Below are 13,568 nucleotides of genomic sequence, written 5' to 3'. Positions count from 1 at the left end.
CTGATTTTCCTAACCGCCGAAAGCGGCATTTTCGGGCGCCGTTTTGAAGGAATAGGAAATATATATTTATTATCAAATAGATATAATAATCTCTCGTCTCCGCCACCGGCTCTGGCACGGCCATTGCTCTATATCCCGGCATCAGATCGGGGCCGCCGGAATGCGCCGGCGGCCCCCGGGGCGGATGCCCCCAGGAGAGAGGAGTGGGGACCATGGCCAACAAGCAGCTGTTCGCGTCGATGATCGCGAAACTGATGCCGGGCGCGCTGAACCGTGAGGGCGCGCCAGCCTACAGCTATGGTCCGGAACATACGCTGGCCCAACTGGCCGCCACCGGCACCCTGAACGACGGTGTCTACGGCACGGCCGAGGCGCAGCTGGCCGAGGTGCTGGCGGTGGTCCAAAAGGTCGACCCGCTGTTCGTGGCCAAGGCCGCAATCTATGCCCGTACCAAGGGCGTGATGAAGGACATGCCGGCGCTGCTGGCCGCGTGGCTGACCGTGGCCGATCCCGACCTGTCGGTGGCCGTGTTCCGCCGCGTCATCGACAACGGCCGCATGCTGCGCACCTTCGTGCAGATCATGCGGTCGGGCGTGGTGGGGCGCACCTCCCTGGGAACCCGGCCCAAGCGCCTGGTGAAGCAGTGGCTGGAGCAAGCTTCCATGGCGCAGCTGATGCGGGCGGCCACGGGCAAGGACCCGTCGCTGGCCGACATCGTGAAGATGGTCCATCCCAAGCCGGTCGATGCCACGACCCGCGCCTTCTACGGCTGGCTGATCGGCAAGCCTTATGACGTGGCGGCGTTGCCGGCGGAGACCGCGGCGTTCGAGGCCTGGAAGCGGGACCGCGCGCTGCCCCTGCCGCCGGTGCCCTTCGAATGGCTGACGGCTGAGCCGCTGACGTCCCGTCAATGGGCGGAAGTGGCCGAGCAGATGGGCTGGCAGGCGCTGCGCATGAACCTGAACACGCTGGCCCGCCATGGCGCGTTCGAGGGCACGGGTCTGGCGGAGCGGGTGGCTGCCCGCCTGGCCGATCCGGAGGCCATCGCCAAGGCCCGCGTCCTGCCCTATCAGCTGATGGCGGCGCGGGGCATGGTGGGGGAGGGCGTGCCGCCGGTGGTGGTCGCGGCGCTGGAAACGGCGTTGGAGCTGTCGCTGGCGTCGGTGCCGGTTCTGCCCGGCCGGGTGGTGGTGTGCCCCGACGTGTCGGGGTCCATGGCCAGCCCCATCACCGGCCACCGCAAGGGGGCGACGACGGCGGTGCGCTGCATTGATGTCGCAGCCCTGGTGGCGGCGGCGGTGATGCGGCGCAACCACGGCGCCCTGGTGCTGCCGTTCGAGACCAAGGTGGTGCCGCTGGACCTGGACCCCCGGGCCCCGGTGTCGGTGAACGCCGCCAAGCTGGCGGCCATCGGCGGCGGGGGCACCACGGTTTCCGCCCCGCTGGCGTGGGTGAACGCCCAGCGGGCGGTGACGGACCTGGTGATCATCGTTTCGGACAACCAATCTTGGGTCGATGCCCGGCGCCATGGCGCCACGGCGACGATGCAGGAGTGGGAACGGCTGAAGCGCCGCTGCCCCCGGGCCAAGCTGGTCTGTATCGACCTGCAGCCCTACGGCACCACCCAGGTGATGGAGCGCCCCGACGTGCTGAACGTCGGCGGCTTCTCCGACGCCGTGTTTGAAACCCTGGCGCGCTTCGCCGCCGATCAGCAGATGGGCGGCGGTGCCGGCCGGGACTGGGTCGCGGAGGTGAGTGCCACGGTCGTCTGACCGGGGCCAAGCGTTGAAGGTCGTGGCGAATGCTGGATGGGACTACATCCTCCACCGAAGCCCGTGGTAGAGCGCCCGGCCCGCGAGGGACGGGAGATGCGGTTCGAACCCGCCTTAGGAGAAGTAGCTCAAAGGGCGGTTTCATCCCCCCTGGTCGCCACGACCTTTCAACCTTACCCCGGTCACCGCCGGTGAATGCGGTGGGGAGTCCATTTGGTCTGGGGCCGAAAGGCCTGGCGGTTCGAGTCCGCCGACCTCCCCATCAATCTCGTCACCCGGGGGCGATGGCCGTCTTTTCCTCCGTGGGCGGATGCTGGCGAATGCCGGTCGGACTACTTGGAAAGAGCGCCCGCCCAAAAGGCGGGAGGTCGGCGGTTCAATTCCGCCTCCGGTCCATTCTCTGGGATGGCTGGATAGCTCAGTCATCGTCTGGCCATCCCTCGTCGCCACTTTTGCCGTGCGCTGTTAGAGATATGAAAGACTTGAAGGAAATGACCATGACCGAACATGGCTTCGAGGTGACGGTGGCCGAAGGCGCCGTGCCCGTCAAGATGTGGACCAAGGGTGTGGCGGTGGATGACCAGGCCCGCGCCCAGCTGGCGCGGGTGGCGCGCATGCCCTTTGTGTTCAAGCACGTGGCCGCCATGCCCGACGTCCATGTCGGCATCGGCGCCACCGTGGGATCTGTCATCCCCACCCTGGGCGCCATCATTCCGGCGGCGGTGGGGGTGGATATCGGCTGCGGCATGATGGCGGCCCGCACCTCGCTGGCGGCAAGCGACTTGCCGGACAACTTGGCGGCCCTGCGTACGGCGATCGAGCGCGCCGTGCCTCATGGCCGGGACGTGGGGCGCGGCCGGCGCGACAGCGGTTCCTGGGGTGACCCGCCCGCCGACATCGTGGCGGCATGGGGCACCCTGGCGGAACGTTTCGCCCGCATCACCGCCAAGTACCCCAAGCTGGCCGGCGCCAACACGCTGGTCCATCTGGGTACGCTGGGCACCGGCAACCACTTCATCGAGCTGTGCCTGGATGAGGGCGGGCAGGTGTGGGTGATGCTGCATTCCGGGTCGCGCGGCATCGGCAATGCCATCGGCACCTTTTTCATCGAACTGGCGAAGAAGGACATGCGCCGCTGGTTCATCAACCTGCCCGATGAGGACCTGGCCTACTTCCCGGAAGGGACGGACCACTTCACCGACTATGTCGAGGCGGTGGGATGGGCCCAGGACTTCGCGGCGCTGAACCGGCGCATGATGATGAGCAACGTCATCGCCGCCATGCGCACCGTCATCACCAAACCGTTCGACGCGGCGATGGAGGCCATCAACTGCCACCATAACTACGTCCAGCGGGAACGCCACTTCGACCGCAACAACGTCCTGGTCACCCGCAAGGGGGCGGTGAACGCGGCCGAAGGGGTGATGGGCATCATCCCGGGGTCCATGGGCGCCAAGTCCTTCATCGTGCGCGGGCGGGGGAACGCGGAAGCGTTCAACAGCTGCTCTCACGGCGCGGGCCGTCTCATGTCCCGGCATGAGGCCAAGCGGCGCTTCACGCTGGAGGACCACGCCCATGCGACCGAGGGGGTGGAGTGTCGCAAGGACGCCGACGTCATCGATGAGACGCCGGCGGCCTACAAGCCCATCGAGGCGGTCATGGCGGCGCAGGCCGACCTGGTGGAAATCGTCCATACGTTGAAGCAAGTCTTGTGCGTGAAGGGCTGAAGCCCTCACGCCCGGGGAAACAAGTCTTGCGCGTGACGGGCTGACGCCCCCGCGCAAGACCGATGGGGGTGAAAGTGATCATCATTGATGGGGCGGAGGGCGAGGGCGGTGGGCAGATATTGCGCACCGCGCTGTCCCTGTCGCTGGTGACGGGCCAGTCCTTCCGCATCGACAACATCCGGGCGAACCGGTCGAAGCCGGGTCTGATGCGCCAGCATCTGACGGCGGTGGAGGCCGCCTGCGCCATCGGCGGCGCCACGGTGGAGGGGGCCACCATCGGGGCGTCCAGCCTGGTGTTCACGCCGGGCCGGGTGAAGGCGGGCGACTACACCTTCGCCGTGGGCACGGCCGGCAGCACCGGCCTGGTGCTTCAGGCCGTGTTGCCGGCCCTGCTGCAGGCCGACGGGCCATCGCGCCTGGTGCTGGAGGGGGGGACGCATGCGCATGCCGCCCCGCCCTTCGACTTCACGGCCGATACCCTGCTGCCGCTGCTGGCCCGCCTGGGGCCGGCGGTGACGGCCCGACTGGTTCGCCCCGGCTTCCATCCGGTTGGGGGCGGGCGGGTGGAGGTGACGGTGAACCCAGCCCCCCTGCGGCCGGTGGAGTTTGTGGAGCGGGGCGCTTTGCGCGGCGTGCGCGGCCGGGTGCTGCTGTCCAACCTGCCGGCCAACATCGCCGAGCGCGAGGTGGCGGCCGCCCGCGCCGTGCTGGACTGGCCGGATGATGCGTGGAGCGTGGAGGACGTGCCCGACGGCCGGGGCCCCGGCAACATCCTGATGCTGTCGGCCGCGTTCGACCAGGTGACGGAGGTGGTCAGCGCCGTGGGGCGCATCGGCGTGCGGGCGGAGGATATCGGCCGCCAGACGGCCAACCGCGTGGCCGGCTACATCGCCTCCGGCGCGTTCGCCGGACCGTATTTGGCCGACCAGCTGCTGGTGCCCTTGGCGCTGGCGGGCGGTGGGTGCTTCACCACCGTGCGGCCCACGCCGCACACCCTGACGGCCGCCGGCGTCATTCGCCGCTTCCTGGAACGGGACATCCGTTTCGATGTCCGGGAGGAGGGCACGCATCTGGTAACGGTAACATAAATCCTTGATCGCCCCGCGCCGACGCGGCAAACCGGTGCCGGGGCGATCTTCGCTCCCTTGAAGGAATAGCGGACGGGGAGGAAACCATGACGGTGAACAGGCGCGGGGCCTTTGGCCTGGCCTTGGCCGGTGGGGCGGCGGCGGTGCTGCGGCCGGAGAGCGGGCAGGCGAGCGTGACGGTTCCCGTCAGCTGTCCCGGCGGCTTTCCCGCCCACTGGAAGCGCGGCTTCGACAACCAGCGCATTCCCGACCTGGGCGACGGGACCTTCCTGAACCCGCTGCTGTCGGGCGACCATCCCGACCCCGCCATTCTCAAGGATGGCGCCGACTATTACATGACCTTCTCCAGTTTCGAGAGCTATCCGGCGCTCACCATCTGGCATTCGCGGGATCTGGTGAATTGGCAACCGCGCAAGGCCGCGCTGACGCGCAACATCGGGTCGGTCTGGGCGGTCAGCCTGGCAAAGCATGCGGGGCGCTACTTCCTCTACATCCCCGTCAAGGCCAAGGGTGGGGACAGCATCTTCGTCATCTGGGCCGACCATATCGACGGGCCGTGGAGCGACCCGATCGACCTGCGCCTGCCCGACAACATCGACCCCTGCCACGCGGTGGGGGAGGATGGCAGCCGCTGGCTGTTCCTGTCGCGCGGCGACCGGGTGCGCCTGGCCGAGGATGGCCTATCCACCGTGGGCACGGTGGAGCATGTCTACGACCCCTGGCGCTATCCGGTGGACTGGGTGGTGGAGGGCTTCGCGCCCGAAGGTCCCAAGATCCACCGCCATGGCGGCTGGTTCCACATGCTGACCGCCGTGGGCGGCACGGCCGGCCCTCCCACCGGGCACATGGTCATCGCCGCCCGGTCACGTTCCATCCACGGACCGTGGGAGAATTGCCCGCACAATCCCTTGGTCCACACCCGGACCAAGGCGGAGAAATGGTGGTCGCGCGGCCATGCCTCGCTGGTGGAGGGACCGGATGGCGACTGGTGGGCCGTCTACCACGGCTATGAGAACGGCTACTGGACCTTGGGCCGCCAGGCCTTGCTGGACCCGGTCGAATGGACGGCGGACGGCTGGCCGCGCATGACCGGGGGTGACCTGTCACGGCCGCTGCCCAAGCCCAAGGGCGGCCAGGTCGTGCCCCATGGCCAGGCGCTGTCCGATGATTTCAGGACGCTGGACCTGGGGCGCAAATGGAACTTCTTCAAGCCGGCGGCGGATGAGGCCAGCCGGGCCAGCGTGGCGGACGGGGTTTTGTCGCTGACGGCGCGCGGCCACTCCCCGGCTGACAGCCCGCCCCTGATGCTGGTGGCGGGCGATACGCGCTACCAATTCGAATGCGATATCGCGGTGGAGCCCGGCGTCACCGCCGGCCTGCTGCTGTTCTATGACGAGCGGCTCTATTGCGGCCTGGGCTTCGATGTCGAGCGCTTCCAGCTGCACCAATATGGGACGGAGCTTTGGCGGTCGGTCAATCCCCACGGGCGACGCCTGCGCATGCGCCTGACCAACGACGATCATATCGTCACTGTGGACACAAGCGGCGACGGAGGCCGCAGTTGGACGCGCTTCGAGAATGGGATCGAGGTCTCGGGCTATCACCACAACGTGCGGGGCGGCTTCCTCATGCTGCGGCCGGCGCTCTATGCCGCGGGCAGCGGCACAGCCCGCCTGCGTGATTTCCGCTTCCGCGCGCTGTAGGCCGCCCAGTCACTGGCCCAGCGGCGCGACCGTCACGGCGTTCTGCGGGCCGGCGACGATGGTGGTGCCGGTGGCGTCGGGGATGAAGCGCACCGGCACCTCGATCCGCTTGGTGCAGGTGTGCAAGGTCCATACCTCCCGCCAGGGTGGGGACTTGCCGCCAGCCACGGGTGCGGCCTCCCGGTCGACGAAGCGGGTGTCGGCCACATATTCGCGGGCGCAGCCGGGCTCGCTGGTGTTGGGGGCGGTCTTCAGCAACTGATCCACCTGGCCGATGGCGTCGCGCTGCAGCAGCACGTCGGTGTGGGTGCCGCCGGGCAGCAGGGCGCCCATCGATATCGCCTGGCCCGCCTGTTTCCAGCCCAGGACGTTCAGCGTGCGGGTGACGCCGCAGCCGGCGAGCGTCACCTGCTGGCGCCAGATGCCGGTCTGCAACTGCCCCGCGGCATCGAACACCAGCGGCTGGAACACCGCCACGTCGGTCGACACCGTGGCCTGGGCGCCGGGGCAGGGGCTGTTCATGACCACGGCCGACTGCTGGGCCGTGGCCAGGGTCATCTGCCGTACCCCGGGATCAGCGAACAGCCTGGCCGTGTTGGCTTGGTCGTCGGCCAGGGCGGGGCTGACGGCCCCAGCCAGGGCGGCCCATACCAGGGCGATCGCGGCGGCGATCCGGGTACGCGTCATGCTCTCATTCCCCCAGGCTGTATGGTGGCGGCTCCCGGACTGAACTCTGGGTGGCTGGCCGCCCAGACTATGCCCCGGCCGGTCAGGATCGGGCAATGGTCGGAAGGGCTCATATGGGGCCGTCCAGCGGTTGACGACCCTTCAGGGACGCCTCAGGCTTGGGACCGGGACTGGTGACTGGAGGGCGGGGGAGATGCGGGGGCGTATCGCGCGGGTGGTGGCCTGCCTCCTGCTGATGGCGGGGCCGGCATTGGGGGACGATATCGTGCATCTCGCGGCCCGGCCGCAGATCCCGCCGCCGGTCGGGGAGGTTCCCCGGGGCATCCTCCGCCTGGGCGATGGCGTGGTCTACGTGCCTGGGACCTATCAGCCGGGAACACCCCTGCCGCTGCTGGTCGTCCTGCACGGCGCCGGCCAGCGCGGCGCCGACATGGTGCGCCTGTTCCTGCCGGCGGCGGAGGCCCGGGGCGTCATCGTCGCGGCGCCCGATTCCAACGACTACACCTGGGACATGCTGGCCGCGCGCAAGCGGGAGGTCGATGAGCGCTGGGGGCCCCGCTACGGTGCCGATCCGCCGCGCATCGACGCCTTCCTGGCGCCGGTCTTCGCCCGCTATGCCGTGGACCCGGCCCGGGTGGCGCTGGCCGGCTTTTCCGACGGGGCGACCTACGCCCTGTCGTTCGGACCGGAAAACCTGGGCCTGTTCCGCACCCTGATCGCCTTTTCACCCGGCCGGATCGCGCCGCCGCACACCCGGGGCGATTCGCCGGGCGGTGCCTCGGCGCGGATTTTCATCAGCCATGGCAAGGCCGACCGCGTGCTGCCGTTGGAGGAGACGGCGCGCGCCACGGCGCCGGCCCTGGGGCGGCACGGGTTCGCCGTGGAGGTGCGGGTATTCGAGGGCGGCCACGTCGTGCCGCCCGAGATGATCACCGACGCGCTGGATTGGTGGCTGGCAGGGCCGTGAACGCTATTCTTCCCGCGCCGTGGCGGCCAGTCCCAGCGCCAGGGACCGGGCCACGGCGGCCAGGCGCACCGCCTCGCGGTCGCCGGGGAAGACGTGGCGCTCCACCACCACCGCTTGGTCGCGGCGGGCGCAGCCCAGATAGACCAGGCCCACCGGCTTTTCCAGGCTGCCGCCGCCGGGGCCGGCGATGCCGGTGACCGACAGGGCGATGTCGGCGCGCGAGCGGGCCAGCAGCCCCTCCGCCATCGCGTGCGCCACCTCGCGGCTGACGGCGCCGTGCAGGGCGATCAGGCCATCGGGCACGCCCAGCAGGTCAACCTTGGCCTGGTTGCTGTAGGTGACCACGCCGCGGTCGACCACGGCGGAGGAACCGGATATCGCCGTCAGGCTGGCGGCGATCAGGCCGCCGGTGCAGGACTCGGCCGTGGCAAGCCACAGGCCTTCCGCTTGGGCCGCCGCTAGCAGCCGTTCAGCACTCCGGGTGATCTCCGCCGGGAACATGGGCTTATGCCCAGGGCAGACGGACGGTGCAGGTCGCCATGGCGGCGATGCCCTCGCGCCGGCCGGTGAAGCCCAGGCCCTCGGTGGTGGTGGCCTTCACCGACACGCGGTCCGGCGCGATCGCCAGCAGTTCCGCCACGCGGGCCACCATGGCCTCGCGATGCGGGCCCACCTTGGGGCGCTCGCAGATGACGGTGATGTCGCAATGGGCGATGGCGCCGCCCTTGGCCGTGACCAGGCTGGCGGCGTGCTGCAGGAACTTGCCGCTGTCGGCGCCGCGCCAGCGCTCATCCGTGGGGGGGAAGTGGCTGCCGATGTCGCCGGCGCCGATGGCGCCCAGGATGGCGTCGGTCAGGGCGTGCAGGCCCACGTCGGCGTCGGAATGGCCCTCCAGCTTATGGGTGTGCGGCACCTTCAGCCCGCAGAGGATGATGTGGTCACCCTCGGTGAACTTGTGCACGTCATAGCCATGGCCCACGCGGACGTCGCCCAACTCGTTCATGATGATCTTCTCCGCCCGCGCCAGATCCTCGGCATGGGTCACTTTCAGGTTGTCGGGGTTGGTGGGCACCAGGCGCACGGGCAATCCCGCCTTTTCCGCCACGGCGGCGTCGTCGGTCAGTTCCAGGCCCGCCAGGTCGCGGTGCGCCTTCAGGATGTCCTTGAAGCGGAAGCCCTGCGGGGTCAGCGCCCGCCATAACGCCGTGCGGTCCACCGTGGCGGCCACGGCGCCGTCCTGGTCCGCGCGCTTCAGCGTGTCGCTGACGCTGGCCGCCGCCAGGGCCGCCGGCACCTCGGCCAAGGCGTTGATGACGGCGGAGATGCTGGCCGCGTCCACCAACGGGCGGGCGGCGTCATGGATGAGCACGAGATCATGGCCGCCCTCAGCCGCGGCCTCCAGCCCGTTGCGCACACTGTCCTGCCGGGTGGCGCCGCCGGCCACCGGCGGGGGCAGATCCAGGCCGGCCACGGCCTCGTCATACAGGTCGCGGTGGGCGGGGTTGATCACCACCCGTACGGCCGTCACCTGCGGATGGCTTTGGAAGGCGGCCACGGTGCGCGCCAGGACGGCGCGGCCGGCCAGGGTCAGATACTGTTTGGGCAGGTCCCCGCCGAAGCGGGAGCCGCTGCCGGCGGCGACGATGAGGGCGAGGCAGGACGGCATGGTCGTTTCAAGATACCGGAGAATTGGGGATTCAGGGTCGGGACCCAAGAAATATCCCGATTGCCGGATCACAGATATCTCTCCTTAAGACCGGATCGCTAGGCTTGTTTGCTCATCGGCGTCACGATCTGTCATACCCCCGGCCATACCCCGGCATTCCGTGGCCGCATCTGCCATCTTCCGTGGCACCGCTTCCCTTTGGCGGGGGCTCATGATAGCTTGAACGCCTAATTTTGTAGCAGTCATGGAAAGCGCCTAGGAAATGGGCAGTAAGTTAGCGCCGATCCAGGTCGGTCCCGTCACCATCGAGGATCCGGTGATCCTCGCCCCCATGTCTGGGGTGACCGACACGCCCTTCCGCCGTCTGGTGAAGCGCGCCGGTGCCGGCTTGGTCGTTTCCGAGATGATCGCCAGCCAGGCGATGATCCGCGCCACCCGGGAATCGGAAAAGAAGATCGATCCCGACGCGGCCGAAGGCATCCTTTCCGTCCAGTTGGCGGGGTGCGAGCCTGAGGCGATGGCGGAGGCGGCCAAGCTGTGCGTCGACCGCGGTGCCGCCATCATCGACATCAATTTCGGCTGCCCGGTGAAGAAGGTGGTGAACGGCTACGCCGGGTCCGCGCTGATGAAGGATGAGCCGCTGGCCGGCCGCATCCTGGAGGCGGTGGTGAAGGCCGTGTCCGTGCCGGTGACGCTGAAGATGCGCAAGGGCTGGGATGAGCGGAACCTAAATGCCCCGCGGCTGGCCAAGATCGCGGAGGAGTGCGGCATCCGCATGATCACCGTGCACGGCCGCACCCGCAACCAGATGTACAACGGTGTGGCCGACTGGGCCTTCATCCGCCAGGTGAAGGATGCCGTCAGCCTGCCGATCATCGCCAACGGCGACATCGTCGACTTCCCCGACGTCACCCGCTGCCTGGAAGAGAGCGGGGCCGATGGCGTCATGATCGGCCGTGGCACCTATGGCCGGCCCTGGTTCGTGAACCAGGTCATCCAGATGCTGCGCACCGGCACGCCCCCGGCGGAGCCGGCGCTGGTGGACCAGCGCGACCTGGTGCTGGAACATTATGAGGCCATCCTGGAGCATTACGGCACCGATGCCGGGCTCAAGATCGGCCGCAAGCATATCGCCTGGTACTCCAAGGGCCTGCCGGGGTCGGCCGAATACCGCGCCAAGGTGAACACCATCGAGAAGGCGGAAGCGGTGAAGGATTTCGTGCGCGGCTGGTACCAGGACCTGCTGGATCGCGGCATCATCGGCCGCGACCTGTCCGGCCGGGGCGTCACCGAGCCCGGCTGCGACGCCGAAAACGACGACGTGACCAGCGGAAAGGCGGCTGCCTGATGGCGCGGACTGCGGCCGTGGTGGTCCCGGCGAACGGCGTGGTCGACCCCACAGCCATACTCTCCGCGCTGCCGGAACCCATCCTGGTCATCGACCGGCAACGGCGCGTCCATTTCGCCAATTTGCAGGCGGAGGAATTCTTCGACGCCAGCGCCAGCCTGCTGGTGGGCAGCCTGCTCGACACCCTGATCCCGGGCGACAGCCCCGTCTTCTCCCTGATCGACCAGGCGCGGGTGACGGGCGGCAGCGTGTCAGACTACAGCATCATGCTGGAGACGCCGCGCATCGGTCTGCATTTCCTGACGGCCAAGGCGGCGCCGCTGTCCGACCCGCCTGACCTGGTGGTCCTGTCGCTGCATGAGCGTTCCATCGCCCGCAAGATCGACAACCAGCTGACCCACCGGGGTGCCGCCCGCTCCGTCGTCGCCATGGCGGCCATGCTGGCGCACGAGGTGAAGAATCCGCTGTCCGGCATCCGGGGGGCGGCCCAGCTGCTGGAGGAAAACGCCACGGAAGGCGACCGCATGCTGACCCGCCTGATCTGTGATGAGGCCGATCGCATCGTCGCCCTGGTCGACCGCATGGAGGTCTTCACCGACGGCCGGCCGTTGGAAAAGACGGCGGTGAACATCCATGGCGTGCTGGAACATGTGCGCCGTGTGGCGCAGAGCGGCTTCGGCCGCGCCATCCGTTTCATCGAGCGCTACGATCCGTCGTTGCCGCCGGTGCTGGGCAACCGCGACCAGCTGATCCAGATCTTCCTGAACCTGGTGAAGAACGCGGCCGAGGCCTGCCCGGAGAAAGGTGGGGAAATCGTCCTGTCCACCGCCTATCAGCACGGCGTCCGCCTGGCCGTGCCGGGATCGGACAGCCGGGTCCATCTGCCGCTGCTGATCAGCGTGCAGGACAATGGCGACGGCATTCCCGAAGACCTGCGCGCCAACCTGTTCGATCCCTTCGTCACCACGAAGATGAACGGGACGGGGCTGGGCCTGGCGCTGGTGGCCAAGATCATTGGCGACCATGGCGGGGTCATCGATTTCGACAGCGTGCCGCGTCGCACGATCTTCAAGGTTTCGCTGCCGGTCGCACCGGGCCGGGCGGCGTCAGAGGGGGGCGTTTAATCCATGGGTCCATCCACCATCCTTGTCGCTGACGACGACAGGGCCATCCGCACCGTCCTGAACCAGGCCCTGTTGCGCCTGGGGCATGACGTGCGGGTCACCGGCAATGCCGCGACCTTGTGGCGCTGGGTCCAGGATGGGGAAGGCGATCTGGTCATCACCGACGTGGTGATGCCGGATGAGAACGGCCTGGACCTGTTGCCCCGCATCAAGAAGCTGCGGCCGGAATTGCGCGTCATCGTGATGAGCGCGCAGAACACCTTGCTGACCGCCGTCAAGGCGGCTGAGCGCGGCGCCTTCGACTATCTGCCCAAACCCTTCGACCTGAAGGATCTGATGGGCATGGTGGAGCGCGCGCTGTCCACGCCCCAGCCGGCACCGCCCATCACCGCCAGTGCCGCCGCCGCGCAAGCCGAGGAGGAGTCGCTGCCCCTCATCGGCCGGTCGGCGGCGATGCAGGAGATCTATCGCGTCCTGGCCCGCCTGATGGGTACGGACCTGACGGTGATGATCACCGGCGAGTCGGGTACGGGCAAGGAACTGGTGGCGCGCGCCCTGCACGACTACGGCAAGCGGCGTAACGGACCCTTCCTGGCGGTCAACATGGCCGCCATCCCGCGCGAGCTGATCGAGTCCGAGCTGTTCGGCCATGAGAAGGGCGCCTTCACCGGTGCCACCGTGCGCTCCACCGGCCGGTTCGAGCAGGCGCAGGGGGGGACCCTGTTCCTGGACGAGATCGGCGACATGCCGCTGGATGCCCAGACCCGCCTGCTGCGTGTGTTGCAGGAGGGGGAGTACACCACCGTCGGCGGGCGCACCCCCATCAAGACGGACGTGCGCATCGTCGCCGCCACCCACCGCGACCTGCGCACCCTGATCCGCCAGGGCCAGTTCCGTGAGGACCTGTTCTACCGGCTCAACGTGGTGCCCATCCGCCTGCCGCCGCTGCGGGAACGGACGGAGGATATTCCGGCCCTGGCCCGCCATTTCTTCGGCCTGGTGCACCAGCAGGGCCTGCCGCTGAAGAGCATGGACAACGCGGCCCTGGACCGTCTGCGCCGCCATCGCTGGCCCGGCAACGTGCGCGAACTGGAGAACATGGTGCGGCGCCTTGCCGCGCTGTACACCCAGGAAGTCATCAGCGTCGACGTCATCGAGCAGGAACTGGCCGACTTCGCGCCCGCCTCCGCCCCAACGGAGGAGCCGCAGAACGAAGGACTGGGGGCCGCCGTCGAACGGCACCTGAAGGACTATTTCGCCGCCCACAAGGACGGCGTGCCCGCGGCCGGCCTGTACGATCGCGTCCTGCGTGAGGTTGAACGGCCGCTGCTGTCCTTGTCGTTGATCGCGACGCGGGGCAACCAGATCAAGGCGGCCCACATGCTGGGCCTGAACCGCAACACCCTGCGCAAGAAGATTCGCGACCTGGATATCCAGGTGGTGCGCGGCCTTAAGTAGCAGGGCCGGCGGTTCCCGGGGGGCTTCC

At 68.6% G+C, this 13,568-nt stretch carries 11 protein-coding genes and 1 tRNA gene; 9 read left to right on the top strand and 3 right to left on the bottom strand.

Annotation, left to right across the window (positions count from 1 at the left end):
• Positions 1-212: 212 nt before the first annotated feature.
• The 5 genes from FHS74_RS04595 (at position 213) to FHS74_RS04575 (ending at position 6,290) form a co-directional block, all read left to right on the top strand.
• Entirely contained in the window at positions 213-1,772 is a 1,560-nt protein-coding gene (locus tag FHS74_RS04595; protein WP_184797893.1) for a vWA domain-containing protein, read from the top strand.
• A 304-nt stretch (positions 1,773-2,076) separates the two neighbouring features.
• Positions 2,077-2,168 (top strand) — tRNA-Phe (locus FHS74_RS04590).
• A gap of 101 nt (positions 2,169-2,269) precedes the next feature.
• Positions 2,270-3,499, top strand: coding sequence for an RtcB family protein (locus FHS74_RS04585; protein ID WP_211106106.1), 1,230 nt, complete (start codon positions 2,270-2,272; stop codon positions 3,497-3,499).
• Between the two features lie 74 nt (positions 3,500-3,573).
• Positions 3,574-4,587 (top strand): RNA 3'-terminal phosphate cyclase, encoded by a 1,014-nt coding sequence (rtcA, locus tag FHS74_RS04580; protein ID WP_184797890.1) that lies wholly within the window; start codon positions 3,574-3,576, stop codon positions 4,585-4,587.
• Positions 4,588-4,673: 86 nt separating this feature from the next.
• Positions 4,674-6,290: a family 43 glycosylhydrolase gene (locus FHS74_RS04575; RefSeq protein WP_184797888.1), complete on the top strand. Its 1,617-nt coding sequence runs from the start codon at positions 4,674-4,676 to the stop codon at positions 6,288-6,290.
• Positions 6,291-6,299: 9 nt separating this feature from the next.
• On the opposite strand, the gene FHS74_RS04570 is transcribed toward FHS74_RS04575, so the two are convergent.
• Positions 6,300-6,977: a hypothetical protein gene (locus tag FHS74_RS04570; protein WP_184797887.1), complete on the bottom strand. Its 678-nt coding sequence runs from the start codon at positions 6,975-6,977 to the stop codon at positions 6,300-6,302.
• Between the two features lie 193 nt (positions 6,978-7,170).
• Between FHS74_RS04570 and FHS74_RS04565 the strand changes: the two genes are divergently transcribed.
• Complete coding sequence (locus FHS74_RS04565) at positions 7,171-7,944, top strand: alpha/beta hydrolase (protein ID WP_184797885.1); 774 nt, start codon at positions 7,171-7,173, stop codon at positions 7,942-7,944.
• A gap of 3 nt (positions 7,945-7,947) precedes the next feature.
• On the opposite strand, the gene FHS74_RS04560 is transcribed toward FHS74_RS04565, so the two are convergent.
• A complete protein-coding gene (locus FHS74_RS04560; RefSeq protein ID WP_184797883.1) occupies positions 7,948-8,445 on the bottom strand; it encodes a CinA family protein in 498 nt (165 codons plus the stop codon).
• Positions 8,446-8,449: 4 nt separating this feature from the next.
• The gene (locus FHS74_RS04555) at positions 8,450-9,610 is read right to left on the bottom strand and encodes a bifunctional 2-C-methyl-D-erythritol 4-phosphate cytidylyltransferase/2-C-methyl-D-erythritol 2,4-cyclodiphosphate synthase (RefSeq protein WP_184797881.1); all 1,161 of its coding nucleotides are present in this window, start codon (positions 9,608-9,610) and stop codon (positions 8,450-8,452) included.
• Positions 9,611-9,872: 262 nt separating this feature from the next.
• Between FHS74_RS04555 and dusB the strand changes: the two genes are divergently transcribed.
• From dusB to ntrC, 3 genes are read left to right on the top strand one after another with little or no spacing between them, the layout of a single operon-like run.
• Positions 9,873-10,958, top strand: a complete 1,086-nt coding sequence (gene dusB / locus FHS74_RS04550; RefSeq protein ID WP_184797879.1) for a tRNA dihydrouridine synthase DusB — start codon at positions 9,873-9,875, stop codon at positions 10,956-10,958.
• Complete coding sequence (locus FHS74_RS04545) at positions 10,958-12,082, top strand: two-component system sensor histidine kinase NtrB (RefSeq protein WP_184797877.1); 1,125 nt, start codon at positions 10,958-10,960, stop codon at positions 12,080-12,082. Before dusB ends, FHS74_RS04545 begins: the two co-directional genes overlap by 1 nt.
• A 3-nt stretch (positions 12,083-12,085) precedes the next feature.
• Entirely contained in the window at positions 12,086-13,540 is a 1,455-nt protein-coding gene (ntrC, locus tag FHS74_RS04540; RefSeq protein WP_184797875.1) for a nitrogen regulation protein NR(I), read from the top strand.
• The last annotated feature ends 28 nt before the right edge of the window (positions 13,541-13,568 follow it).

The sequence above is a fragment of the Nitrospirillum iridis genome (genome assembly GCF_014205765.1).
Lineage (GTDB): Bacteria > Pseudomonadota > Alphaproteobacteria > Azospirillales > Azospirillaceae > Nitrospirillum > Nitrospirillum iridis.
This window is presented reverse-complemented; position numbering and strand designations above follow the sequence as displayed.

Excerpts from the sequence above, each read along its gene's own strand:
- FHS74_RS04555 (WP_184797881.1), bottom strand. The coding sequence starts at position 9,610 with ATGCCGTCCTGCCTCGCCCTCATCGTCGCCGCCGGCAGCGGCTCCCGC.
- FHS74_RS04575 (WP_184797888.1), top strand. The coding sequence starts at position 4,674 with ATGACGGTGAACAGGCGCGGGGCCTTTGGCCTGGCCTTGGCCGGTGGG.
- FHS74_RS04570 (WP_184797887.1), bottom strand. The coding sequence starts at position 6,977 with ATGACGCGTACCCGGATCGCCGCCGCGATCGCCCTGGTATGGGCCGCC.
- FHS74_RS04565 (WP_184797885.1), top strand. The coding sequence starts at position 7,171 with ATGCGGGGGCGTATCGCGCGGGTGGTGGCCTGCCTCCTGCTGATGGCG.
- FHS74_RS04595 (WP_184797893.1), top strand. The coding sequence starts at position 213 with ATGGCCAACAAGCAGCTGTTCGCGTCGATGATCGCGAAACTGATGCCG.
- ntrC (WP_184797875.1), top strand. The coding sequence starts at position 12,086 with ATGGGTCCATCCACCATCCTTGTCGCTGACGACGACAGGGCCATCCGC.
- FHS74_RS04585 (WP_211106106.1), top strand. The coding sequence starts at position 2,270 with ATGACCGAACATGGCTTCGAGGTGACGGTGGCCGAAGGCGCCGTGCCC.
- FHS74_RS04560 (WP_184797883.1), bottom strand. The coding sequence starts at position 8,445 with ATGTTCCCGGCGGAGATCACCCGGAGTGCTGAACGGCTGCTAGCGGCG.
- FHS74_RS04545 (WP_184797877.1), top strand. The coding sequence starts at position 10,958 with ATGGCGCGGACTGCGGCCGTGGTGGTCCCGGCGAACGGCGTGGTCGAC.
- dusB (WP_184797879.1), top strand. The coding sequence starts at position 9,873 with ATGGGCAGTAAGTTAGCGCCGATCCAGGTCGGTCCCGTCACCATCGAG.